Raw genomic sequence first — 23,060 nt, 5'->3', positions numbered from 1 at the left:
CAGCATTTGCCTGAACTCAGGCGTTCACACACGATAGCGGATGCACTAGCGCTCGATCATGGCTACAATCGACGCCTGATTTTCAACGGGATATCACGTCACATCATGTCCACTTCCGCACCCGACAAGCGCCAGATCCTGGTTACCAGTGCCTTGCCCTACGCCAATGGAGCCATCCACCTGGGTCACCTGCTGGAGTACATCCAGACGGACATCTGGGTGCGGTTCCAGAAGAGTCGGGGGCACCAGTGCCATTATGTCTGCGCGGATGACGCCCACGGCACCGCAATCATGCTGCGCGCCGAGCAGGAAGGCATCAGCGCCGAGGCCCTGATCGATCGCGTGTCCCGCGAGCACCAGCAGGACTTTGCCCGCTTTGGAGTGGCCTTCGACAACTATCATTCGACCCATTCCGAGGAAAATCGCAGCTTCAGCGAGCTCATCTACACACGCCTGCGTGACAAGGGGCACATCGCGACCCGAGACATCGAACAGATGTATGATCCGGTCAAGGGGCTGTTCCTGGCCGACCGCTTCATCAAGGGCACCTGTCCCAAGTGCCATACGGCGGATCAGTATGGTGACAACTGTGAGGCCTGCGGGGCGACCTACACCCCTGCCGAACTCATCGATCCGGTGTCGGCCATCTCGGGAGCCACACCGGAAGTTCGCAGCTCAACCCACTACTTCTTCAAGCTGCCGGATTTCGCGGACTTCCTGAATGCCTGGATCAAGGACGATCACGTCCAACCCCAGATCCGCAACAAGCTGATGGAGTGGTTCGAGTCGGGCTTCAACGAGTGGGACATCTCCCGCGACGCGCCCTACTTCGGTTTCGAAATTCCCGACGCGCCCGGCAAGTACTTCTACGTCTGGCTCGACGCGCCCATCGGTTACCTGGCCAGCTTCAAGAACCTGTGCGACCGCGAGGGCCTGGACTTCGACAGCTACTGGCAGCCGGATTCCCAGGCAGAGGTCTATCACTTCATCGGCAAGGACATCGTCTACTTCCACGCCCTGTTCTGGCCGGCCATGCTGCACGGCGCTGAAATGCGCACCCCGACGGCAGTCAATTGCCATGGGTTCGTCACCGTCAATGGCGCCAAGATGTCAAAATCTCGTGGCACCTTTATCAAGGCGGCGACCTACGCCGAGCACCTCAATCCTGAGTACTTGCGCTACTACTTCGCTGCGAAGCTGACGTCACGGGTCGACGATCTTGACCTCAATCTCGAGGACTTTGCCCTGCGCGTGAATGCCGACCTGGTCGGCAAGGTCGTGAACATCGCCAGCCGCTGCGCCGGCTTCGTCAAGAAACTTGGCGACGGACGGCTGTCGTCCCACTGCGCGGAGCCGGATATGCTGGCGCGTTTCATCGCAGCGGGAGACGACATCGCCAGCTACTACGAGCAGCGTGAATTCGGTCGTGCCATGCGCAAGGTGATGGAGCTGGCCGATGACGCCAACACCTACATCGCCGACAAGGCCCCCTGGGCCCTGGCGAAGGAAGCGGGACGCGAGCAGGAAGTCTTGGACATCTGCTCCATGGGCATCAACCTGTTCCGGCAGCTGATGGTGTATCTGGCGCCCGTCGTCCCCGCCATGGCCGAGCAGGCAGCGACGTTCATGAACCTTCACAGCCTTGACTGGAACAGCCGCGAAACCTGGTTGGGCGATCACCCGATCAACAAGTTCAAGCCGCTGATGACCCGCGTCGACGGCGACCGTATCCAGTCCATGATCGAAGCCTCCAAGGAGGACCTGGTGGAGGAACAGAAGCTCAAGGAAGCCCCTAAGGGCCCGCTAGCCGAAACACCGATCGCCGACGAGATCAGCTTCGACGTCTTCGCCAAGGTGGATCTGCGCATTGCGCGTATTGCCAAGGCAGAATACGTGGACGGCGCGGACAAGCTGCTCAAGCTGTCCCTGGACCTGGGCGGCGAGAGCCGCCAGGTGTTCGCCGGCATTCGTCGCGCCTACTCCCCGGAAGCCCTGGAAGGCAAGCTGACGGTCATGGTGGCCAACCTGGCGCCTCGCAAGATGCGCTTCGGCATCTCTGAGGGTATGGTGCTGGCCGCCGGCAATGACGATGGCATCTACCTGCTGGAACCCCACAGTGGAGCCGAGCCGGGCCAGCGCGTCAGCTAAGCTCGTGCTCTGCTACTCCCTGCCGGCGGGCTCTAGCCCGCCGGCCGCTATACTGTGCATGCCATGACCGACGTTTTCCTCGTTCTCGTCAGTACCGCCCTGGTCAACAACTTCGTTTTGGTGCAGTTCCTCGGACTATGCCCTTTTCTAGGGGTCTCCTCCAAGCTGGAGTCCGCCCTGGGTATGGCCCTGGCGACCACCTTCGTGCTGACCTTGGCGGCCGCCGCCAGCCATCTGCTGTACCGCTACCTGCTCGTCCCCTTTGGACTGGAGTACCTGCGTACCATTGCCTTTATCGTGGTGATCGCCGTGGTGGTTCAGGCCACGGACATCATGGTCAGGCACACCAGCCCCCTGCTTCACCGGGTGCTGGGCATTTTCCTGCCGCTGATCACGACCAACTGTGCCGTACTCGGTGTCGCCCTGCTCAGCCTCCAGCGTGACAGCGGCTTCTTCGATGCTGTGCTGTACGGCTTCAGTGCAGCGCTGGGTTTCTCCCTGGTGCTGATCATGCTCGCCGCCATGCGCGAACGCCTGTCTGCGGCAGACGTACCACGCCCGTTTCGAGGCCCTGCCATCGCCATGGTCACCGCCAGCCTGATGTCGCTTGCCTTTATGGGCTTTGCCGGCCTGGCGGGGGGGGCAATCCAGTGACCGCCCCTTCACTGCTCGGTCTGCTGCTGCTGGTAAGCCTGATCGGCAGCTGCGGCTTGTTGCTTGGATGGCTGCACCGACGTTTCGACGCCGGCGAGGACGGCCTGGTCCAGCAGATCGACGCGCTGCTGCCTCAGACCCAGTGTGGCCAGTGTGGCTACCCTGGCTGCCGCCCCTATGCCGAGGCAGTGGAGCAAGGCGAAGCGATCAACAAGTGTCCTCCAGGGGGCGACACCACCATTGCCGAACTCGCCGCCTTACTGGGACGTGATCCCGTTCCCCTGGATGGCGAAGCGACCAGCGCCACCATGGTGGCCTTTATTCGGGAAGATGAGTGCATCGGCTGTACCAAATGCATCCAGGCCTGCCCCGTGGACGCCATTATGGGCGCGTCGAAGCTGATGCACACGGTGATTGCCGACGAGTGCACCGGCTGCGACCTGTGCGTCGCACCCTGCCCGGTTGACTGCATCGACCTGCTGGAGAGACCTCCCGCGATGGGCGAATCCATTCGTCTCATCGCGTCGGACCGCTCACCAGGAGAACACCATGTCAACGCTTGAACGACTGCAGCGCTGGCTGGGCCTCGGCGGCTCCTGTGCGCCAGGCATCCGCCCTGACACCCGCAAGGCCCAGACCCGTGATCTCGGCATTCGACGCGCGCCGCTGCCACCCCAGGTCTCCCTGGCGCTCAATGACAACTGCCACAAGCCGTGGGCCGAAACACTGCTGGAAGTGAACGACGGTGACTGGGTTCGAGCGGGCCAGCGCATCGCCCGCCCGGTGGGACATTTGGCACTGCCGATGCATGCCACAATCAGCGGACGGGTCAGTTTGCCTGGCGCCGCGGCCATCACCTCCACCCGGGAGCGTGTGAGCAGTGCACCAGGCATTATCATCGTTGCCGAAGGCTGCCAGCAGATCCTCACCATGCGGCCGCTGGCAGCCAAGCAGGCATCTCCAGAGCAGATTTTTGAACGCATCGCAGAGGCGGGTATTGCAGGCATGGGAGGCGCAGGCTTTCCGGCCGCCTTGAAAGCCAGAGCCGCCCACCGTGCCGGCATCGACACCCTGCTGATCAATGCCGCTGAATGTGAACCCTACATCACCGCTGACGATGCCTTGCTGCGTCACGACGCCGAAAGGGTCGTGAGCGGCGCGCTGATTCTCGCGCGCGCTACCGGTGCCACCCGCATCATCGCCGGCATCGAAGATGACAAGCCAGAGGCGGCCGAGGCGCTATCGGCCGCCCTCGCCATGTCTGCACTGCCGACCGACGTCGTGATCATCCCGACCCGCTACCCCAGCGGCGGTGAGCGTCAGTTGATCGATCGCCTGCTGGCGCGCAAGATGACTCCGCAGCAACTGCCGGTTGACGTCGGGGTGTTATGTCACAACCCCGCCACCCTGGCCGCCATCCACGACGCGGTGATTCTCGGCCTACCCGCCATCACCCGCATCGTGACGCTGGCGGGTCAGGCATTGAGCGCACCGGGCAACGTCGAAGCCAGAGTGGGCACACCGGCAGCCACGCTGTTGGCTGACGCAGGGCTGGATACCTCCAGACTCGCCAAGTTGATCGATGGAGGCCCGCTGATGGGGCACCAGCGGTCGCTTGACAGCGCAGCGACAACCCCCACGACCCACTGTCTGATCGCGGCCACCGAACAAGAGCTGCCCAGCCCGCCCCCGCCGTCGCCCTGCATTCGCTGCAACGACTGCGTGCCCGCCTGTCCTGCGGGCCTGGCGCCTCAGCAGCTGTGGTGGCACACCCGGGTCGAAGATGACGAACGGGCCAAGGCCCACGGCCTGCTTGCCTGTATCGAGTGCGGCGCTTGCGACTATGTGTGCCCCAGCCACCTCCCGCTGGCGGCATCCTTCAGCGATGCCAAGCGCCGCCTGCGGGTTGCCGACGCCGAACGGGCCAGGGCGGACCAGGCCCGAGCTCGCTTCGATGCCCGCAAGGAGCGCATGCAGCGCGAACACGATGAGCGTGAAGCCAGACGCCAGGCGCGCAAGGCGGCGCTGCGACGTCCCGCTCCCAAGACCCCAGCGGATGACCACGCGCCCACCTCCTCGACTCCCGCCGATCTGCGCAGCCTGCGCATCGCCCAGGCGGCGGCCAAGGCGGCGCTGCGCAAGGCAGAGAAGGCGCTCGAGCGTGCCGCCCAGCAGCAGCAACCCAGCGAGGTGCTGGCCGACCTCGAGTCTCAGCAGAGCACTGCTCGCGAACATCTAGAGGCTGCCAATGCGCAGCTGGACGCCGCCCGCCAGGAAGCCCCGACATCATGAGCTACTTGCACCAGACAGCGCCTATCGCCAGCAGCGCCCGCGTGATGCGCAGCGTCTCGTTGGCCTGCTTGCCCGGCATCGCCGCTCAGACCTGGTACTTCGGTGCCGGTGTCATCACCAATGTGCTGACCGGCATCCTGTGCTGCTGTCTGGTGGAAGCCCTGATGCTCGCCGCAAGATCACGACCACTGCGCCCAACACTGGCCGACGGTAGCGCCATGCTGACGGGCATTCTACTCGGCGCGGCGCTGCCCGCTGGCACCAGTGTCTGGCTCATTCTGATCGGTGCTGTGGCCGCCATCGCCGTGGCCAAGCACCTCTATGGTGGGCTGGGGCACAACATCTTCAACCCCGCCATGGTCGGCTACGCGATGCTGCTGGTGTCCTTCCCGGTACCGATGAGTCTATGGCCGGACGCCACAGGCTTTGGCGCCGGCGACGTCCAGAACCTGTGGCAGGGCTGGCTCGGCCAACTTGACGCCAGCACATTGGACGCCGTCAGTGGCGCCACTCCCCTCGATGCGCTGCGCCAGCCTGCCGGCGCCTCGGTCATCGGCGATGCCAACCTCTCTTCACCTTGGGCCATCATTTCCCTGGCCTGGCTGGCTGGCGGGCTGGTACTACTGGCCCAGCGTCTCATCGACTGGCGCCTGCCGCTGGCCATGCTGAGCACCATGGCAGTCCTGGCAGCGCTGTTAAACCAGGTGTCGGGTACTGGCTCCGTGGCGTTTCATCTGTTCAATGGTGCCACCATCATGGGCGCCTTCTTTATCATCACCGATCCGGTCAGCGCTCCCGGCCATCGACGCGCGCGCTGGGTGTTCGGTGCCGCGATCGGCGTACTGGTCATGCTCATCCGGGGCTACGGGGGCTACCCCGACGCCATCGCCTTCGCCGTGCTGCTGATGAACCTCTCGGCCCCGCTGCTCGATCAGCTGTGCTCAGGGACGCACCGCTCAGCCACCGATGCGCCAAGGGGGAATTCATGACAGCCCCGACAGCGTCACCCTTACCAAGCCCGCGGGGGGCGGTCGCAACGCTGCTCCTGCTTGCCGTCGTCACGTTAGCCAGCGTCGTGATAACGCACTGGCTGAGTGAGGCCCCGATCGCGGCCAATCGCGAGCACTATCAGCAGCAACTGCTGAAGCAGTTGGTACCGCCCCAGACAGCATCGATCGTTGCCCTCGACGAAGCTACCTCCTGGCAAGCCATCGGCCCCAACGGCCAGCGACTCGCCACCGTTCACGCCGGTAAGGCGATGGGATACGGAGGTGCGATACGCCTGTTGGTCGCGTTCACCCCTGAAGGCAAGATCGTCGCGGTGCGCGTGCTTGAGCATCACGAAACCCCGGGTCTGGGGGACAAGATCGAACGACGCAAGAGTCCTTGGGTAGATCAGTTCGAGGGGCGCCATCAGGATGCCCTGGCGTTGACACCATCAGGTCCCATCGAGGCACTGACCGGCGCTACCATAACCTCAGAGGCCGTGATTCGCGCTATCGTGGCTGCCACGCCAGCAGCCTCATCTGCCACCACCTCACCGCGGGAGACTCCTGATGAATGACGACTCGCATAGCTCGTCGGACAGCTCGTCAAATAGCTCCCTGACTCGCCAGCAGGCTCGCCAAATCGCCGCCAACGGACTGTGGAGCAACAACCCTGCCCTGGTACAACTATTGGGGCTATGTCCATTGCTGGCGGTATCCGGCACCATCGTCAACGGCCTGGGGCTCGGTCTTGCAACGCTGGCGGTCATGCTGGGCGCCAATGGCTGCGCATCGATGATAAGAGGTCACATCCGCCCCGAGATACGGCTGCCTGCCTTTGTCATGATCATTGCAGCGCTGGTGACCTGCACAGAACTCGCCATGGCCGCGATGGCCTACGAGCTTTATCAGGTGCTGGGCATCTTCCTGCCTCTGATCGTGACCAATTGCGCCATCCTTGCCCGAGTAGAAGCCTTTGCCTCGCGCCAGCCGCTGGCTCCATCGCTGCTGGACGCGCTGATGAATGGACTAGGCTTCACCCTGGTGCTGATAGTGATTGGCGCCCTGCGCGAGGCTCTCGGCCAGGGCACACTGTTTGATGGCATGGAGCTACTGCTGGGTAGCGGCGCGGCTGACTGGGTGATCCAGCTACCGGGGGAGCGCCACATGCTGTTTATGGCGCTGCCGCCTGGGGCCTTTCTGATAACCGGCCTGCTGATTGCCGGCAAGAACGCCATCGACGACCACATCGCTCGCCGCCGCCCCGCCTCGCCGCCCCCTTCCGAGCAGCGAAGGGTCAGAGTCACCGGGACCATTCACTAGGGCTTGTACGAAAAGTGCCTGCGCTTGGTGATACGGCGTTAAAAATCGGGTCAAAATGCTCATTTACACCTCGTAAACTGCGCTTTCTCACCGATTTTTGCCTTGTCTAACCTTCGCTCGTCGACTTTTCGGACAAAGCCTAGGCCCAGTCACTGATATCGATCACCATGCTCAGTCACCAAGTTCAGTCGCCGGGTTCAGTCAATCCGTTCAGCGCACCAACCCATCACTGACTCAAGTCCCAACCTTCCAGGCCGCTCTTCAGCGTGACCGCAACCCTCGCTACAGGAGTCCCATGAACGCTGCCAAACGCCACGAGATCTTCACTCGACTGCGGGCCCATAATCCCGAGCCCACCACAGAGCTTCATTGGTCGACCCCGTTCGAGCTGCTGGCAGCAGTACTGCTGTCTGCCCAGGCAACCGATGTCGGCGTCAACAAGGCCACGGCAAGGCTATTTCCCGTCGCCAACACGCCCCAGGCCATCATTGATCTGGGTATCGACGCCCTCAAGGACCACATCAAGACGATCGGCCTGTTCAACACCAAAGCCGAAAACCTGATGAAGACCTGCCATCTGCTGGTCCAGCAGCATGGCGGCGACGTGCCGCGTACTCGCCCTGAGCTAGAAGCACTCCCGGGAGTCGGCCGCAAGACCGCCAACGTGATTCTCAATACCGCTTTCGGCCAGCCTACCATCGCGGTGGACACCCATATCTTCCGAGTCTCCAACCGCACCGGCATCGCCAAGGGCAAGAACGTGATCGAGGTGGAGGAGCGGCTGATGCGGCATGTGCCCAAGGAGTTTCGCCAGGATGCACACCATTGGCTCATCCTGCACGGGCGCTACACCTGTGTGGCGCGCAAGCCACGCTGCGGCAGCTGTGTGATCGAGGACCTGTGCGAGTTCAAGGAGAAGGTCGATCTGTAGCCTGACAGCCGGCGCGTCAACGGCACGGCTAACGCCAAAGTTGAAGCGCATAGACCGTCAGGACACGTTACGCTGACGCTTTATGCTGCAATATGAGCGATCAACCATGAACGATGTGCTGCGAGAACTCTGGATACCACTGGCCATGGCCTCAAGCTTCGGCGCCTTTACCGGCTCGCTGTTCCGCTTGAGCCGCCGCCCCGGGTCCGAACGTCCGCTGATGTTCCCGGTACTGGGCCTGCTGGGCGGTATCACCGCGTTCATGATCCACCAGGTGCTGGTGTGGACCGTCGGCGCCCCGACCTGGCTCCTGCCGGTACTGGTGGTCCTGCAGGTGTGGCTCTGGCTGGGGCCGCTGGGACCCAAGATGCCGCGGCGTCAGTCCCCTGGCGACTGAACGCCCATCGCAGCCCCCTGCGCTGTCGGTAGATACCCTGCCAGACCCTGCAAGCCACCATTCCCGATCACGCCATGAAAAAGGCGCTCCTGCCACGGCAGGAGCGCCTTTTCTTTACCTACTGTCTCTACCTATTTTTCTACCTACTGCTCCGTTGTTGCCATCCACCTCTGCCATCTGTTCGACAGCGCCTACCCAGGCTATTCCCGAGTCGACGGACAGGGCGCTCCGCAGGGCGCGCAGGCGTTGGCATCCCGCTGATTCAGGGATGTACGGGCGTGACCGTCTCCCATGTTGAAGGCAAAGGTTGGGCTGCTGAGATGATCCGCAAGTATCAGTACCAGGATGGCCAGCAACATGGCGATGATCCGGCTACGGCGGTAAGCGGCTTGCATGGCGCACTCCTTGTTCAATTGGGCAGACGGAACCAGGGCCGCAGGCGAATACCCACCAACGAACCAACAAAGGCGCAGGCGAACCACACCCAGGCATGCAGACTTCCAGAAGCCAAGCCCGAAAACAGCGCGCCGATGTTACAGCCAAATCCCAACCTGGCGCCGTAGCCCAGCAGCAGGCCACCCACCACCGCGGCCAGAAATTGACGGCCCTCTACCTTCTTGCGGCTGGCTTCGTTGAAGCGATTGGCCAGGCCCGCTGCCAGCATGGCCCCAAGCAGCAGACCAAAGTTCATTACCGAGGTGATATTGACCAGCACAGAGTCGGCCAGGGCCATGGCCGGATAGTCCCAGGTCCAGAACTCGAACTGGCTCATGTCCACGCCGATGGCCTGCAGCGCCTTTGCTCCCCACAGATTGAAAGCAAAGGTAATGCCCCAGGGGGCGCCTCCCACCAGCAGCGTCAGGGTGTTGCCGACTGCCAGCACCAATATGGCCCAAACGAATGGCCAGCGGCCCTGCACGAGGGCCTTGAACGCACTCCCTTCTACTGGACGAAGGCGCAGCTCTGAACGCTCAAGCTCACCGTGAGCGCGACGCTCCACGCGATTGACCCACAGCGCGACCAAACCCAGGCCGACCCACTGCACCGCTATCGCTCCCGGCACACCCACACTATCGATCAGACTGACCGGATCAAGACTGGGCAAGTCCAGCCACCAAGGCAGGTGGATCGAGCCGACCACCGCGCCAATGATGAAGAATGCAAGCGTCACCAGCATGCGCAGATTGCCCGCGCCGACCGTAAACAGGGTGCCTGAACCGCACCCTCCGCCAAGTTGCATGCCCAGACCAAACACAAACGAGCCAACGATAAGCGAGGTGCCAATGGGCGCAACCGCGCCGACCAGACCGGGCTGGCCGCTGCCAAGCAAAGGAATCATCAATGCCGAGGTCAGAGCAAACAGCATCAGCTGCGCGCGCATACCGGCCCCGCGGCGTTTGGTGACCAGGTTTCGCCAACCGGCGGTAAAGCCGAAGGCACCGTGGTAAAGCGCCACGCCGAGCGCGATACCAATGGCGAACAACACCACCAGAAAAGGCGCGGTCTCAAGCCATACCAGACCGCCCAGCACGACCATGCCGATCAGCGCCAGGCTGACGACGAAACGATCCACCTTGAGGGGGGCCTGTCCAGGAGTTTGTCCAGCGCTTAGCTCAGCGCCAGGTGGCCGAACCCTGTGCGCGGAGCCAGCAGCATCGCTAGCGGTGGCCGAAGCGGCCTGTGAAGACATCTGAGTCATGGAAGTGCATCTGTTCAAAGGAAGGAGTATCACCGCCGCCGGTGCCGCCACTGATTCACGGCGTCCTGGCGGCGGTCATCTAGGCATCGCCAATAGCCATCTAGGAGCTCACTATCTAAACGACACCTATCGAGGGGTCACGGACCCAAGGGTCACTCGTCACCGAAGCCGAGCGCGTCCAGCACCTTGCCAAGCCCCTGCTTCGCCACGGCCAGCGGACGTGACTCATCCTGGGTCCACTCAGCCATGGAACCGTCATACAACGCCACGTTGTCGAAGCCGGCAATTTCACTCAGCACGAACCAGTCAGTCGCTGCCCAGTGTCCGGTGTTGCAGAACGCCACGGTCTTGGCATCCGCATCCAGCTCTGCCGCCTGGATACGCGAGGTCACTTCCGCCGTATTCAACCGCCAGGCGCCGTCGTCATCGGCCAGCAGCGTCTGATGAGGCAGGTTACGTGCGCCAGGAATGGTGCCTGGAGCAGCCGCTGCAGGAGACTGGTTGTCGCCCTTGAAGTAGTCCTCTGGGCGGGCGTCGACCAGCTGCCCCTGGGACTCGCGGGCCGCCTCTACCTCTGCAGTCGTCGCCAGCAGAGCCTCATTCAGACGTCCTTCAAAGCGCACCGGATCAGGGTACTCTGCCGAGCCACTGGCCAGTTCGAGGCCTGCCGCTTTCCAACCGGCAAAGCCGCCGTCGAGGATCGCCACCTGCTCGTGACTCAGCACCTTGAAGGTCCAGTACACCCGTGCCGCGCTGCCAAAGTCCGTCGCGCCGGTACCCGCCGGCACCAGCACCACGGTATCGTCATTATCGATTCCGAGGCCGCCGATCAAGCGCTCAAGACTCGACACCGGGGGCATGACTCCGGTGACACCATCGCGGGTTTCCCGCCAGCCGTCCTCGGTATAGCTCGAATACAGACTGCCGGGAATGTGGGCTTCCTCGAAGCTTGACCGGTCACCGCCATTGTCGATGCTGGAGCGAATATCCAGCACCACCACATCGTCATTATCCAGGTTCGCTTCAAGCCACTCAGGACTGACCAGCGGCTCGACATCGGCTGCATGCGCGGAGCTCGCCATCATCAGCGCCCCCGCAAGCGTCAGTAAGATGCGCATAAAGTTGACCTCTTGGGTAGGAGATCAACCCATTATCCTGCTCGCAGCTGCAAACTCAATATGCTTGGCATGAATAATGATTCACGTGCTCATAACCAAAACTGATCAGCCACCGGGTCAGACCTGTTTCCATAACGACGGTCTATAGTGAGAGCTCACCGCCCTTCTCTGTGGCACGGCCATAGGCGGGTCGCGCCCGGGCCTGCTCGAGAAAGCGCGTGAGCGCCGGATGGTCAGACAACATGCCCCGACCTTCCAGCGCCAGGAGCGGGAAACTCATCTGGATATCCGCCGCGCTGAACGTCTCTCCCGCGAACCAGCTGTGCTCTGCCAGGTGCTGCTCCCAAAAGCCTATCAGCCGTCGTATTTCTGGCCCGAGGTACTGCTCTTTCACGCCCTTGGCGAACATCTTGCCCAAAGGACGCACCAGAGCCGGCACAGGGGGCTTGCTGAGCCTGCCAAACACCAGATTCATCACCAGCGGGGGCATCGCCGAGGCCTCCGCATGGTGCATCCAGAACACATAGTCATCGTAGGCTTCACTGTCGACGGGGGGAGACAGCGCCTGCTCCCTGTCGTAATGGCGCAGCAGATACTCGATGATCGCACCGCTTTCTGCCACGACCCTACCCGCCTGATGCTGGTCGGTGATCAGCGGCGACTTGCCGAGCGGGTGAACCTGCTTGAGGGATTCAGGGGCCAGCATGGTCTTGGGATCACGCCGATAGAGCTGAATGTCATAGTCGACTCCAAGCTCTTCCAGTAGCCAGACCATTCTGAGAGAGCGGGAGTTTTCGAGATGGTGCAATACGATCATGTGGTCTCCTTTACCCCATGGCTGAAACAGAAACGGCGCCCAGGGGGCGCCGTTTCCATCGCTTCGTCTCAATCAGACGAGAACATGCCATCACCGACTTCATCGATGTAGCGTTCCGCCTTCTGTCGCATCAGCGCATCACAGGCCTCACGCCCAGGCACCAGGTCAGAGCGCTCGAAAGCGTGTTCCAGCGTCTCGCCACCCTCGATGGGCTTGCGAATAAAGCCGCTGACGCGATACTGACCGCCCTGCTCCTGCGGACGAGACACGATCAGGAATCCGCGATACTCCACGGCCTCGGCCTCCTCCGTGGAACGCGATTCAGCGGCGCCTCCACCCTTGAAAAGGCTGCCGATCAGCTTCTTGAACATGTCGCCTCCTGGATCTGATGGTCGAACGCCAAGCGCTTAGTCCTGACGACGGCCCTTGCCTGCGGCGATACGCAGACGCAGCGCATTCAGCTTGATGAAGCCTTCCGCATCCTTCTGGTCGTAGGCGCCCTTGTCGTCTTCAAAGGTCGCGATGGACTCGTCGAACAGCGACTCGTCGGAGCGACGGCCTGCCACGATGGCATTGCCCTTGTACAGCTTCATGCGAACAACGCCGGACACATTCTTCTGGGTCTCGTCGATGGCGGCCTGCAGCATGCGACGCTCCGGGCTCCACCAGTAGCCGTTGTAGATGACCTCGGCATACTTGGGCATCAGCTCATCCTTGAGATGGGCTTCTTCCCGGTCGAGGGTCAACGACTCGATGGCGCGGTGAGCACGCAGCATGATGGTACCGCCAGGGGTTTCATAGCAGCCGCGAGATTTCATGCCGACGTAGCGGTTCTCGACGATATCGAGACGGCCGATACCGTTGTCACCACCCAGCTTGTTCAGCTTCTCCAGCACTTCGTGGGGCTTCATCGGCACGCCGTCGATGGCCACGATGTCGCCCTTTTCAAAGGTCAGCTCGACGTAGGTCGGAGTGTCCGGTGCCGCTTCCGGCGACACGCTCCAGCGCCACATGTCCTCTTCGGCTTCCGCCCAGGGATCTTCGAGAATGCCGCCCTCGTAGGAGATATGCAGCAGGTTGGCATCCATCGAGTAAGGGGACTTCTTTTTCTTGCTGAAGTCGACGGGAATATCGTGCTGCTGGCAGTAGGCCATCAGCTTCTCGCGGGAATTCAGATCCCACTCGCGCCACGGGGCAATGACCTTGACGCCAGGCTTCAGGGCGTAGCCGCCCAGTTCGAAACGGACCTGATCGTTGCCCTTGCCGGTGGCACCGTGGGAAATCGCATCGGCACCGGTCTGGTTGGCAATCTCGATCAGACGACGAGCGATCAGCGGACGCGCGATAGAGGTACCCAGCAGGTACTCACCTTCGTAAATGGTGTTGGCACGGAACATCGGGTAGACGTAGTCGCGCACGAACTCTTCACGCAGGTCCTCGATGTAGATTTCCTTGACGCCCAGGGCCTCAGCCTTGGCGCGGGCCGGCTCGACTTCCTCACCCTGACCGATGTCGGCGGTAAAGGTCACCACTTCGCAGTGGTAAGTCTCCTGCAACCACTTGACGATGACGGATGTGTCCAGACCGCCCGAATAGGCGAGCACGACCTTCTTGACATCGGACATGCTAGGGGCTCCTTCTTGTATGACAGACATGACGTGACCAGCGCATTCCTTCATGAATGGCGCTTGAAGAGGGCCGAGTATAGCGCGCATGGCCGGTGTCGAATACCGCTACGGGACGCCGCGCTGCCAAACTGCTAGACTTTCGCCGTTTCGGCCTGCATCACACAGGCCCATTACCCCACGGCCCGACAAGGAGAGGTGCATGAGCGAGCTGATCGCCCGCGAACTCATGGCGCAACGTTTTCGCAGTTTTCTGCCGGTGGTGGTGGATATCGAGACCGGCGGCTTCAATCCCGAAAGCGACGCCCTGCTGGAGATCGCCGCTGTCACCCTGACCATGGACCCGGAGGGCAACCTGCTGCCCGACGCTACCTTTGCCTATCACATCGAGCCGTTTGCTGGCGCCAACGTCGAACAGTCGGCACTGGACTTCACCGGCATTCGTCTCGACGACCCCCTGCGTCAGCAGGTCGCCATCAGCGAAGCCGAGGCGCTGGGTGAAATATTCCGTCCAGTGCGCAAGGCCATCAAGGCTCATGGCTGTACCAGAGCCATTCTGGTAGGCCACAACGCTGCCTTTGACCATGGCTTCCTCAATGCCGCAACCAACCGCTGCGACATCAAGCGCAACCCCTTCCACCCGTTCTCAAGCTTCGATACCGCCTCCCTGGCAGGACTGGTCTACGGCCAGACCGTGCTGGCCCGAGCTTGCCGTGCCGCCGGCATCGACTTCGACAACAACGCCGCCCACTCTGCCCGCTACGACACCGAGCGCACGGCCGAGCTGTTCTGTGCAATGGTCAATCGCTACAAGGACCTGGGCGGTTGGCGGCTGGCTCAGCAGGAACAGGGAATGGAGGAGGACTGACACAGGTCCATGCCTTTTTACGAGCGGCAGGATGCTGCTCACTGCAGAGACTCTCGACATACGACAAGGCCCCGCTGGTGTCCACACCAGCGGGGCCTTGCGTTTGATCCGTCAGATGACCGTGTTTGATCCGTCGCGCGGGGGCGCGGTAACACCCTCACCACCTCGGCGATCCAGCGGCTAGCCGGTCCTGACCGGTCAATCGACTGCTAGGCTGCACCTTACTCGGCGCCGCCCTCTTCATTCTGGCGAGCACGTTCAGCGGCTTGCTTGATCAGGGGCTCAAGTTCGCCATTGTTATGCATCTCGACCACGATATCGCAACCGCCGACCAGCTCACCTTCCACCCACAGCTGCGGGAAGGTCGGCCAGTTGGCCACCTTGGGCAGTTCGGCACGAATGTCGGGGTTGTCCAGTACGTTGACGAAAGCAAAGCGCTCGCCACACGCCATCAGCGCCTGCACGGTCTGCGCAGAGAAGCCGCACTGCGGCAGCTGCGGAGACCCCTTCATGTAAATGAGAATGGGGTTTTCGCTGATCTGGCGCTGAATGTTCTCGACGGTGGTGCTCATCACGGCTCCTCAATGATTCGGGCTTGTCTGGCATGTCCTCACGGTACGATGCATGCCCTTACGGTTCGCTTTCGGCCGATACGATGGGGTCAACATCCGCACTTTTCAATGCGCGTCGGGATCGATACCCCTTTCGAGACAATACCTGATTGCCACGCTCGGCCTTTCCTTGAACGCATTGTACGGCCCAGCGGCGCGTTGCGCATCCCCTCCGCGCTGGCTAGGATGGTCGTTTTTTACCTCGTTGGAGAGACGCCATGGCCGCCCGCCACTTCCTGACCCTACTGGACCTGAGCCAGGATGAATTGCGCTACCTCATCCAGCGCGCGATCACGATCAAGAATGGGCTCAAGGCCCAGGGCCCGACCTACGCGCCCTTTACCAACCGCACCCTGGCGATGATCTTCGAGAAGTCGTCAACACGGACTCGTGTCTCCTTCGAGACCGCCATGGCTCAGTTCGGTGGTCACGCGCTGTTCCTCTCGCCTAGGGACACTCAACTAGGACGTGGCGAGCCCATCGGAGACACGGCTCGGGTGCTGTCAGAGATGGTTGACGCGGTGATGATCCGCACCTTCTCCCACCAGGGGCTTGAAGAGTTCGCCGCTGCCAGCGACGTACCGGTCATCAATGCGCTGACCGATGATTACCACCCCTGCCAGCTGCTGGCGGACGTGATGACCTGGACCGAGCTGCGGGGCAGCGTCAAGGGCCGCACGGCGGTATGGATCGGGGACGGCAACAACATGTGCCACTCCTGGATCAATGCCGCACGCCAGTTCGACTTCTCCCTGCGCATCTGCTGCCCTGAAGGTTACGAGCCCCGCGAAGATATCCTGGCAGCCGCAGGAGACCGAGTGACCATCCTCCGCGATCCCATGACAGCCGTCGCAGGTGCCGACCTGGTGACAACCGATGTATGGGCCTCCATGGGACAGGAAGAGGAGCAGGCGCGCAGAGAAGCCGACTTCGCCGGCTTCCAGGTGACTGAGGCCATGCTGGATGCGGCGGACAAGGACGTGCTGTTCCTGCACTGCCTGCCCGCTCACCGCGGCGAAGAAATCAGCGAAACCTTGCTGGATGACCCCCGCGCCGTGGTCTGGCAGGAAGCCGGCAACCGCCTGCATGCCCAGAAGGCACTGCTGGAGTTCCTGATGCTGGGTCAGGTCAGTCACTGATACCCGGCGACTCGCTGCTTATCAGCAAGGCCCTGCCGCAGTATCGCGGCAGGGCTTGGCGATACGCGTATAGCCTGTCGCCCCCTTGGAATCACTGCCATCTATCCACGCCTCCCGTTTCATTCCTCTCGTGACCTTTCTCTTGTTACCTTTCTCTTGTTACTTTTCTCTTGTTACCTAGCGTTCGCTACCCCCCGCCCACACCAACGCGGGCTTCAGCTCCCAGGGATACCCATCGAGTCATCCTGAGCAGGCGCCACGTCAACGAGTGCTTGAACCAAAACACCTACAGCGCCTGCAACGGCTGGCCATGACCCACGGCATGTAGCTGCAAGCGGACAAGGAATAGACTTTGGTCTAATCAGACTAATGTCGTATACTTGCGCCATATTTCTGTCAGAGATCGCCGCATGGCACTGCTCGCCGAACATAATGACACCGCTCAGCGTATCGACCTGACCGCCTTTATCGAGGACCTCTACCGCGACGGCGACGTCCTTGAGGCCTTGACCCACAGTGATCGTGGTCTTAGCGCCACACGCCTTGATGCCCTTACCCGGACCCGCTCCCAGGCGTCCCGGCTGCGTCGTCTGCTGCGGCAATCGCTGGTCGTCCACAATCCGCGCGGCAGGCTGATCCTGACACAGGCTGGCCGAAAGCTGGCATTTGAGCTTTACGGCGTGGGCGCTGCCGATCTCTAGGTACCGTTTCAGCGGTTGTAGCTAGCACTCCCGTTGCTGGCTCTCCCGTTTTTGCCCTCCATTTCTGTCCCTCCCATTTCTGTCCCTCCCATTTCTGTCTCTCTCGATTCTGGTTCTCTCGATTCTGGTTCTCTCGATTCTGGTTCTCTCGATTCTGTCTCTCTCGAATCAGCTTTCCGCCTCCTCAGCTGAACGTCACCCGAGCTGTCTCGCCTGAGCCAACACCAGCCGCACACCAAGGCTCGATGACGGGCCCTTCCCCCTTGGTCCGCTGACACAGCGACGTCGACCGATCCCTCTATTCTCCTATCTGATTCCCGCTTTGCGGGGCAGGCTGATTCACGCTTCGCGGGGCAGGCTGATTCACGCTCTAAGGGGAGAACATCCGAGTCCGTATCATCTTGCTGGCTATCGGCGGCGATGCCCTGCCTATTGCCCTAGGCCGACTCCGCCCTACCTCAAAGGCGCCTGAAGACAAAATTATGGCGCTTTACGCCAAGTCGCTCCGCCGTCACTTCGCCACACTACCTCTCGATTCATTCAGCCGCGGAGCGACGAGACGCTGTCTACGCCACGGCGCCGCCCTGTCAGGCGGCGTAAACTCGCCTTCGAGCCACTTGGCATGGGGGCCGCGGCCGACGTCCCGTCATCCGAGATCGAGAGGAGCCCTCCATGAACCGTAACGTCATCCTGACCTGCGCCGTGACCGGTGCCGGCGATACCACCGGCAAGAGTCCCAAGGTGCCGGTAACCCCCAAGCAGATTGCCAACGACTGCATCGAGGCGGCCAAGGCCGGTGCCAGCATTGCGCACATCCACGTGCGCGACCCGGAAACTGGCGGCGTCAGCCACTCCCTCGACCACTTCCGTGAAGTCATGGAGCGGGTGCGCGAGGCCGACACCGATATCGTCATGAACATTACCGCTGGTGGCGGTGGCGACTGGATCCCTGACAGCCAGAACCCCACTCGGGGCGGACCGGGCACCGACATTCAGACGCCGGCCCAACGCCACGAGCCAGTCGGCGAACTGCTGCCCGAGCTGTGCACGCTGGACTGCGGCAGCCTCAACTTTGGCGACATGATCTACGTCAACTCGGCTGACTGGCTGCGTGAACATGCCCGCCTGGTGCAGGCTGCCGGGGTCAAGCCTGAGCTGGAGTGCTTCGATCTGGGCCATGTGTGGTTCGCCCGCCAACTGCAGGCTGAAGGCCTGATCGACGGCGACCCGCTCTACCAGCTGTGCCTTGGCATCCCGTGGGGCGCCGAAGCCGATACCGAGACCATGCTGGCGATGCGCAACAAGCTGCCGGCCAACGCCAACTGGGCGGCATTCGGCATTGGCCGGCACCAGATGCCGATGGCCGCTCAAGCGGTGATGCTCGGTGGCCATGCCCGGGTTGGCCTCGAGGACAACCTGTACCTCGAAAAGGGCGTGCTGGCCTCCAACGCTCAACTGGTCGAGAAAGCCGGCAGCCTGATCAATCACCTGGGCGGCAAGGTCATGACACCGGCGGAAACTCGAGATTTCCTCAAGCTGCGCAACCCACACACCGGCACCATCATGGGAGAGCAGGCATGAAACAGCTATCTGTCATCGGCACCGGTGTGATCGGCAACGGCTGGATCGCCCGCGCCCTGGCCAGCGGTTGGAGCGTGGTCGCTTTTGATCCGGATCCCGCCGCCGAAGCGCGCACCCGGGCGTTTGTGGACAATGCCTGGCCTGCGCTACAACGCCTGGGTCTGGCCGACGGCGCCAGCATCGACCACCTGCGCTTTGCCTCCTCACTGGAAGCCGCCGTGGACGGCGCCGACCTGGTCCAGGAGAACGTACCGGAAAGACTCGAGCTCAAGCAGAGCATCCTGGCCCAGATCGACGCCGCGGCTCCTGCCGATGTGCTGGTGGGCTCCTCGACGTCGGGATTCAAGCCCACCGACCTGCAGCAGGACTGTGCCAAGTCACCCGGGCGCATCATCGTCGCTCACCCCTTCAACCCGGTCTACCTGCTACCGCTGGTCGAGCTGGTCGGAGGACAAGCCACGGCGAGCGAGCAGACTCAGCAGGCGCAGGCCCTGTATCAGGCGCTGGACATGCGTCCACTGGTAGTCCGCCGTGAAATCGAAGGGCATATTGCCGACCGTCTGATGGAAGCCCTGTGGCGCGAGTCACTGCACCTGGTCAATGATGGCGTAGCCACTACAGAGGAAATCGACGCTGCGGTGGTCTACGGCTGTGGGCTGCGCTGGTCGCTGATGGGCACCTTCCTGACCTTCCACCTGGCCGGTGGGGAACAGGGCATGCGCCATATGCTGGAGCAGTTCGGACCCGCGCTGAAGCTTCCCTGGACCAAGCTGGAAGCGCCCGAGCTTACCGATGAGCTGATCGACCGCGTGGTCGAGGGCTGCGAGCATCAGGCGGCCGGCCGCAGCGTGGCCGAGCTGGATCGTCGTCGCGATGACTTCCTGGTCGAATTGCTGGGCCTGGTGAACAAGTACTGGCCGGAAGCAGAAGGCCTCGAGGGACGTATCTGATGGCCTTGCTCAACACCCAGGTGGCGTCACAGTGGGTCGACTACAACGGCCATATGAACGATGCCGAGTACGCCAGGGTATTCTCCCTGGCGGTGGACAGGCTGATGGAGAACATTGGCCTGGACGATGAGGGCCGACAACGGCTCGGCTACACCCTATATACCCTCGAGACCCATCTTCGCTACCTGAAGGAAGCCCACGAGGGGCAAGACCTGCAGGTCGATGTTCAGGTCGTCGATCAAGATGCCAAGCGCCTGCACCTGTGGTTTGTACTCACCAGTGGAGTGGACCTGCTGGCTACCAGCGAGCAAATGCTGATGGGCATCGACACCACCAGCGGCAAGCCTGCTGCCTTCCCCGCAGCGCTCTCTGATGCCTTGGCGACATTGCCCCCCCTGTCATCCCCCCCGCCCGAGGGGCTGGGACGGCGGATCGGTATCAGCCGACGCTGACAGGCTTGGCGTCCTGGCCGGGCCATATCCAGCCAGACCCGCTCAGGCCCGCCCAGACCAGCTCGGGCCAGGGCGCCATCCACCAGGAATGCTCGGCGACGCCGGGCGGGATCCGGATGTAGCGATGACGATCGACGACTTTGCCAAGCGCTTCCAACATGGTCTCGACGCCATGGCATCAAGGCCCCTCGCCCTGGCCAGAGGCGACTACGATCGGCTCTGCGCCAGTTTCGCCACGCCGTTGCCCACCACCATGCGGATTACCGACGAGCGGATCGCTGGAGTACCCGTGCGCCGATATCGGCCAGGGAGAGTGAGAGGGAAGGAGAGAGGGACAGCGAGTGGGAGAGTGGAAGGAAGAGACAGCGTTCTTTCTCACGCCCACGACCACGCCCACGCCCACGCCCACGCCGATACTGGTCAGCAGACCGTGCTCTACGTCCATGGTGGCGGCTTCACCATCGGCTCGCTGGACAGCCACCAGGGCGTCGCAGCAGGCCTTGCCGAAGCACTCGGGCGAGAGGTGGTAAGTGTGCAGTATCGACTTATGCCCGAGACACGCTACAGCGACCAGCTCGACGACGTCGATCGGGTGCGCCGCTGGCTTCAGCCCTGTGCCATGGTGGGGGACAGCGCAGGAGGTCGCCTGGTGCTGGACGTGGCTCGTGCCGCCAAGGACCCGCATCCGCTCGGCATGATCTATCCGCTTCTCGGTGACATGTCCGAGACATCTCTTGGACCCGATGCGCCCTTGCTGAGTCGTCGGGACGCCCAGGCCGCATGGGCGATGATTGCCTCCGACGCTGCCCGCGTGGGCGACGCTCCCCCGGTCAGCAGCACAGTGGAATGCCTGGTCGTGGAACACGACCCCCTGACCCCAGCGATACTGGCGACGCTGGACCAATGGCGTCAGCAGCGGCGGCAGGTTGGCCTGCATACGGCAGAGGGGATGTTTCACGGGGCGCTTCACGCCCATGCGCAGCTTGCACCGATGTCGATCACCTGGCGTGGGTTCTGTCGTGCTCTCGCGTGTCACCTCGGCAAGCGACACCTAGACTATTCTTTGCGTTGAAGTGCCTCTCTACCCCTCTGATTCATAAGCATTTATCGGGTTAGAAGCAGCACAATCACGACGTTATCACTCCACTCCAGCGAGGTTCCCACCGATCGATCGCCGTCCCTCCTTTTTCAATAAGACAACGAGACACCAATGAAACAGAACATGTCCACATTGGTGGCCACCGTGGTCACCGTCATTACGCTTATTGCCTTTGCTGCCATCGCCCCAGGTAGCTTTCAGACCATCCTTGATGTCATCAAGGTCAATGTCATCGGTAACCTGGGCTTCATCTTCACCTACCCGGCCTTTATTGCCTCCATCGTGTTTGTCGTCCTGATGTTTACCCCACTGGGCCGCTTGAAATTCGGTGATGAGCCGCCTGAATTTTCGACGCTCGCCTGGCTAGGCATGCTTTTCGCCACCGGCATGGGTATTGGATTGGTCACCTGGGGAGTGCTGGAGCCTCGCTATCACGTCGAGGCCGGGAACAGTTCGGATCAAGCACTGCTATATGCGTTCAATCACTGGGGGCTACTGGCCTGGGCAGGCTATCTTGCCATCGGCGTCATCTTTGCCCACTGCATGTACAACCTGAGGATCGAGAAACCTGCCGAGACCTTGCTGGGAGGCGGTTTCCTCAGCAAGTTGAACCTGGTGAGCCTGGTCGTTTCCACCGTGATCGGGCTTTCGCTGACGTTCTCCTATGCCACCGATCCCCTCAAGCAAAGCCTGGAGCAGTTCTTTGGCATCCAGGCCAGTCCAACCTTGATCATCAGTGTGCTGGCCATCTTTGCCATCGCCTCGAGTGCCTCGGGGCTCAAGCGGGGCATCAAATGGCTAAGCAACTACAACACGTTATTCGCGCTGATACTGTTGACCAGCGTGTTACTGCTGACATCCCCCTGGGACATCGTTTCGACCCTGGCGCGCCTGTTGCCGGAATACCTGGTGAAATATCCGCTGATGGCGACCGATATTGGCCTGGGAGATCCTGAGCGCAAGGCCTGGCTCGCGGATTGGCTATATGCCTTCGAGGCTGCCTGGTACGGTTGGTTCATCTTCACCGGGGTGTTTATCGCCCGCATCTCCAAGGGGCGTACGCTCCGCCAACTCGTGCTAGGCGTCATGCTGGTGCCGAGCCTATTCTCGTGTCTGTGGTTTACGACCTTCGGCCTCGGCGGATTGGCAACAGGCTCAGAGGACGTCTTTGCGCTGATGGCCACCCTGGATAGCCATGGCATTCTTTCGGCCATTCTGGCCCTGAACATCCTGCTGTTCTTCGTCACCAGCGCGGATTCCGCTGGCCTGGTCTGCGAAATGCTGACCGTCAAACGCTCCAGAGCGTTCTGGATCGTGGCCATGTCATTGCTGGCGATCGTGATCAACTGGCTGGAAGGTGACATCTTCAAGGTCATCCTGACCCTGATTTCCGTCGCGGCCATTCCGGTGGCCTTTGGCATCTTTGCGCTGGTAGCGGCCTTCTTGCTACGCCTTCGAGGCCAGCACACCCCCTTGCCCATTCAGGGCGACGACTAAGCAAGCGCTGACGTCATCAGCCGAACGGCGTGAGGAGCCCGGGACCTGGAACCCGAAGTCTACAAGGCCCAGGTGACAAGTTAGAGCAGCGTGTACGCAGACAGGGCCTGATGTCAGGCCCTGTCTGCAGCCTATGGCGAGTGCCATGGCGCCCTGTAGCACTCTGGCTAAC

24 protein-coding genes are annotated in these 23,060 nt (G+C 61.9%); 17 read left to right on the top strand and 7 right to left on the bottom strand.

Annotation, left to right across the window (positions count from 1 at the left end; all coding sequences use genetic code 11):
- The first annotated feature begins 105 nt into the window (after nucleotides 1-105).
- The 9 genes from metG (at nucleotide 106) to KUV41_RS09580 (ending at nucleotide 8,731) form a co-directional block, all read left to right on the top strand.
- A complete protein-coding gene (gene metG, locus KUV41_RS09620) occupies nucleotides 106-2,148 on the top strand; it encodes a methionine--tRNA ligase (RefSeq protein WP_222485849.1) in 2,043 nt (680 codons plus the stop codon).
- A gap of 63 nt (nucleotides 2,149-2,211) precedes the next feature.
- Nucleotides 2,212-2,802, top strand: a complete 591-nt coding sequence (gene rsxA / locus KUV41_RS09615) for an electron transport complex subunit RsxA (protein ID WP_222485847.1) — start codon at nucleotides 2,212-2,214, stop codon at nucleotides 2,800-2,802.
- Entirely contained in the window at nucleotides 2,799-3,365 is a 567-nt protein-coding gene (gene rsxB / locus KUV41_RS09610; RefSeq protein WP_222485845.1) for an electron transport complex subunit RsxB, read from the top strand. The genes rsxA and rsxB overlap by 4 nt, the downstream gene beginning before the upstream one ends.
- Entirely contained in the window at nucleotides 3,352-5,094 is a 1,743-nt protein-coding gene (gene rsxC, locus KUV41_RS09605) for an electron transport complex subunit RsxC (protein ID WP_222485843.1), read from the top strand. Before rsxB ends, rsxC begins: the two co-directional genes overlap by 14 nt.
- Nucleotides 5,091-6,083, top strand: coding sequence for an RnfABCDGE type electron transport complex subunit D (locus tag KUV41_RS09600; protein ID WP_206939346.1), 993 nt, complete (start codon nucleotides 5,091-5,093; stop codon nucleotides 6,081-6,083). Before rsxC ends, KUV41_RS09600 begins: the two co-directional genes overlap by 4 nt.
- Entirely contained in the window at nucleotides 6,080-6,658 is a 579-nt protein-coding gene (locus tag KUV41_RS09595) for an RnfABCDGE type electron transport complex subunit G (RefSeq protein ID WP_222485841.1), read from the top strand. The genes KUV41_RS09600 and KUV41_RS09595 overlap by 4 nt, the downstream gene beginning before the upstream one ends.
- On the top strand, nucleotides 6,651-7,403 hold the full coding sequence (locus KUV41_RS09590) for an electron transport complex subunit E (RefSeq protein WP_222485839.1): 753 nt from the start codon (nucleotides 6,651-6,653) through the stop codon (nucleotides 7,401-7,403). The genes KUV41_RS09595 and KUV41_RS09590 overlap by 8 nt, the downstream gene beginning before the upstream one ends.
- Before the next feature lie 295 nt (nucleotides 7,404-7,698).
- Nucleotides 7,699-8,334 (top strand): endonuclease III, encoded by a 636-nt coding sequence (gene nth, locus KUV41_RS09585; protein WP_206939354.1) that lies wholly within the window; start codon nucleotides 7,699-7,701, stop codon nucleotides 8,332-8,334.
- Between the two features lie 106 nt (nucleotides 8,335-8,440).
- Nucleotides 8,441-8,731 carry a hypothetical protein gene (locus KUV41_RS09580; RefSeq protein WP_224907623.1) on the top strand — a complete coding sequence of 97 codons (291 nt, stop codon included), beginning with the start codon at nucleotides 8,441-8,443 and terminating at the stop codon, nucleotides 8,729-8,731.
- Between the two features lie 200 nt (nucleotides 8,732-8,931).
- On the opposite strand, the gene KUV41_RS09575 is transcribed toward KUV41_RS09580, so the two are convergent.
- The 6 genes from KUV41_RS09575 to KUV41_RS09550 all read right to left on the bottom strand — a co-directional run bounded on the left by KUV41_RS09575 (nucleotide 8,932) and on the right by KUV41_RS09550 (nucleotide 13,990).
- The gene (locus tag KUV41_RS09575; protein WP_206939357.1) at nucleotides 8,932-9,126 is read right to left on the bottom strand and encodes a hypothetical protein; all 195 of its coding nucleotides are present in this window, start codon (nucleotides 9,124-9,126) and stop codon (nucleotides 8,932-8,934) included.
- Nucleotides 9,127-9,140: 14 nt separating this feature from the next.
- Nucleotides 9,141-10,304 carry a YeeE/YedE family protein gene (locus tag KUV41_RS09570; RefSeq protein WP_224852108.1) on the bottom strand — a complete coding sequence of 388 codons (1,164 nt, stop codon included), beginning with the start codon at nucleotides 10,302-10,304 and terminating at the stop codon, nucleotides 9,141-9,143.
- Between the two features lie 278 nt (nucleotides 10,305-10,582).
- Nucleotides 10,583-11,548, bottom strand: coding sequence for a sulfurtransferase (locus KUV41_RS09565; protein ID WP_261395993.1), 966 nt, complete (start codon nucleotides 11,546-11,548; stop codon nucleotides 10,583-10,585).
- Between the two features lie 142 nt (nucleotides 11,549-11,690).
- On the bottom strand, nucleotides 11,691-12,365 hold the full coding sequence (locus KUV41_RS09560) for a glutathione S-transferase (protein ID WP_222485837.1): 675 nt from the start codon (nucleotides 12,363-12,365) through the stop codon (nucleotides 11,691-11,693).
- Nucleotides 12,366-12,433: 68 nt separating this feature from the next.
- Complete coding sequence (locus tag KUV41_RS09555) at nucleotides 12,434-12,736, bottom strand: HlyU family transcriptional regulator (RefSeq protein ID WP_206939361.1); 303 nt, start codon at nucleotides 12,734-12,736, stop codon at nucleotides 12,434-12,436.
- Between the two features lie 36 nt (nucleotides 12,737-12,772).
- Nucleotides 12,773-13,990 carry an argininosuccinate synthase gene (locus KUV41_RS09550; protein WP_206939363.1) on the bottom strand — a complete coding sequence of 406 codons (1,218 nt, stop codon included), beginning with the start codon at nucleotides 13,988-13,990 and terminating at the stop codon, nucleotides 12,773-12,775.
- A 202-nt stretch (nucleotides 13,991-14,192) separates the two neighbouring features.
- Between KUV41_RS09550 and rnt the strand changes: the two genes are divergently transcribed.
- Entirely contained in the window at nucleotides 14,193-14,858 is a 666-nt protein-coding gene (rnt, locus tag KUV41_RS09545) for a ribonuclease T (protein WP_206939364.1), read from the top strand.
- Nucleotides 14,859-15,079: 221 nt separating this feature from the next.
- Here rnt and grxD read toward each other — a convergent pair whose 3' ends face one another.
- Nucleotides 15,080-15,430, bottom strand: a complete 351-nt coding sequence (gene grxD, locus KUV41_RS09540; protein WP_206939372.1) for a Grx4 family monothiol glutaredoxin — start codon at nucleotides 15,428-15,430, stop codon at nucleotides 15,080-15,082.
- A gap of 257 nt (nucleotides 15,431-15,687) precedes the next feature.
- On the opposite strand from grxD, the gene argF reads away from it, so the two are divergent.
- From argF to KUV41_RS09505, 7 genes are all read left to right on the top strand, one after another.
- Complete coding sequence (gene argF / locus KUV41_RS09535; RefSeq protein WP_206939374.1) at nucleotides 15,688-16,608, top strand: ornithine carbamoyltransferase; 921 nt, start codon at nucleotides 15,688-15,690, stop codon at nucleotides 16,606-16,608.
- Nucleotides 16,609-17,018: 410 nt separating this feature from the next.
- Nucleotides 17,019-17,309, top strand: a complete 291-nt coding sequence (locus KUV41_RS09530; protein ID WP_206939376.1) for a hypothetical protein — start codon at nucleotides 17,019-17,021, stop codon at nucleotides 17,307-17,309.
- A 672-nt stretch (nucleotides 17,310-17,981) separates the two neighbouring features.
- On the top strand, nucleotides 17,982-18,890 hold the full coding sequence (locus KUV41_RS09525; protein WP_222485835.1) for a 3-keto-5-aminohexanoate cleavage protein: 909 nt from the start codon (nucleotides 17,982-17,984) through the stop codon (nucleotides 18,888-18,890).
- Nucleotides 18,887-19,840: an L-carnitine dehydrogenase gene (locus KUV41_RS09520; RefSeq protein WP_222485833.1), complete on the top strand. Its 954-nt coding sequence runs from the start codon at nucleotides 18,887-18,889 to the stop codon at nucleotides 19,838-19,840. The genes KUV41_RS09525 and KUV41_RS09520 overlap by 4 nt, the downstream gene beginning before the upstream one ends.
- Nucleotides 19,840-20,292 (top strand): thioesterase family protein, encoded by a 453-nt coding sequence (locus KUV41_RS09515; protein ID WP_222485831.1) that lies wholly within the window; start codon nucleotides 19,840-19,842, stop codon nucleotides 20,290-20,292. Before KUV41_RS09520 ends, KUV41_RS09515 begins: the two co-directional genes overlap by 1 nt.
- A 124-nt stretch (nucleotides 20,293-20,416) precedes the next feature.
- Complete coding sequence (locus KUV41_RS09510; protein WP_222485829.1) at nucleotides 20,417-21,364, top strand: alpha/beta hydrolase fold domain-containing protein; 948 nt, start codon at nucleotides 20,417-20,419, stop codon at nucleotides 21,362-21,364.
- Nucleotides 21,365-21,514: 150 nt separating this feature from the next.
- Nucleotides 21,515-22,888, top strand: a complete 1,374-nt coding sequence (locus tag KUV41_RS09505) for a BCCT family transporter (RefSeq protein ID WP_261395992.1) — start codon at nucleotides 21,515-21,517, stop codon at nucleotides 22,886-22,888.
- Nucleotides 22,889-23,060 lie beyond the last annotated feature (172 nt).

Origin of the sequence: Halomonas sp. DP8Y7-1 (genome assembly GCF_019801685.1) — a bacterium.
Classification (GTDB): domain Bacteria; phylum Pseudomonadota; class Gammaproteobacteria; order Pseudomonadales; family Halomonadaceae; genus Halomonas; species Halomonas litopenaei_A.
Note: the sequence above shows the minus strand (reverse complement) of the source record. Positions and strands in the feature narration are given on the sequence as shown.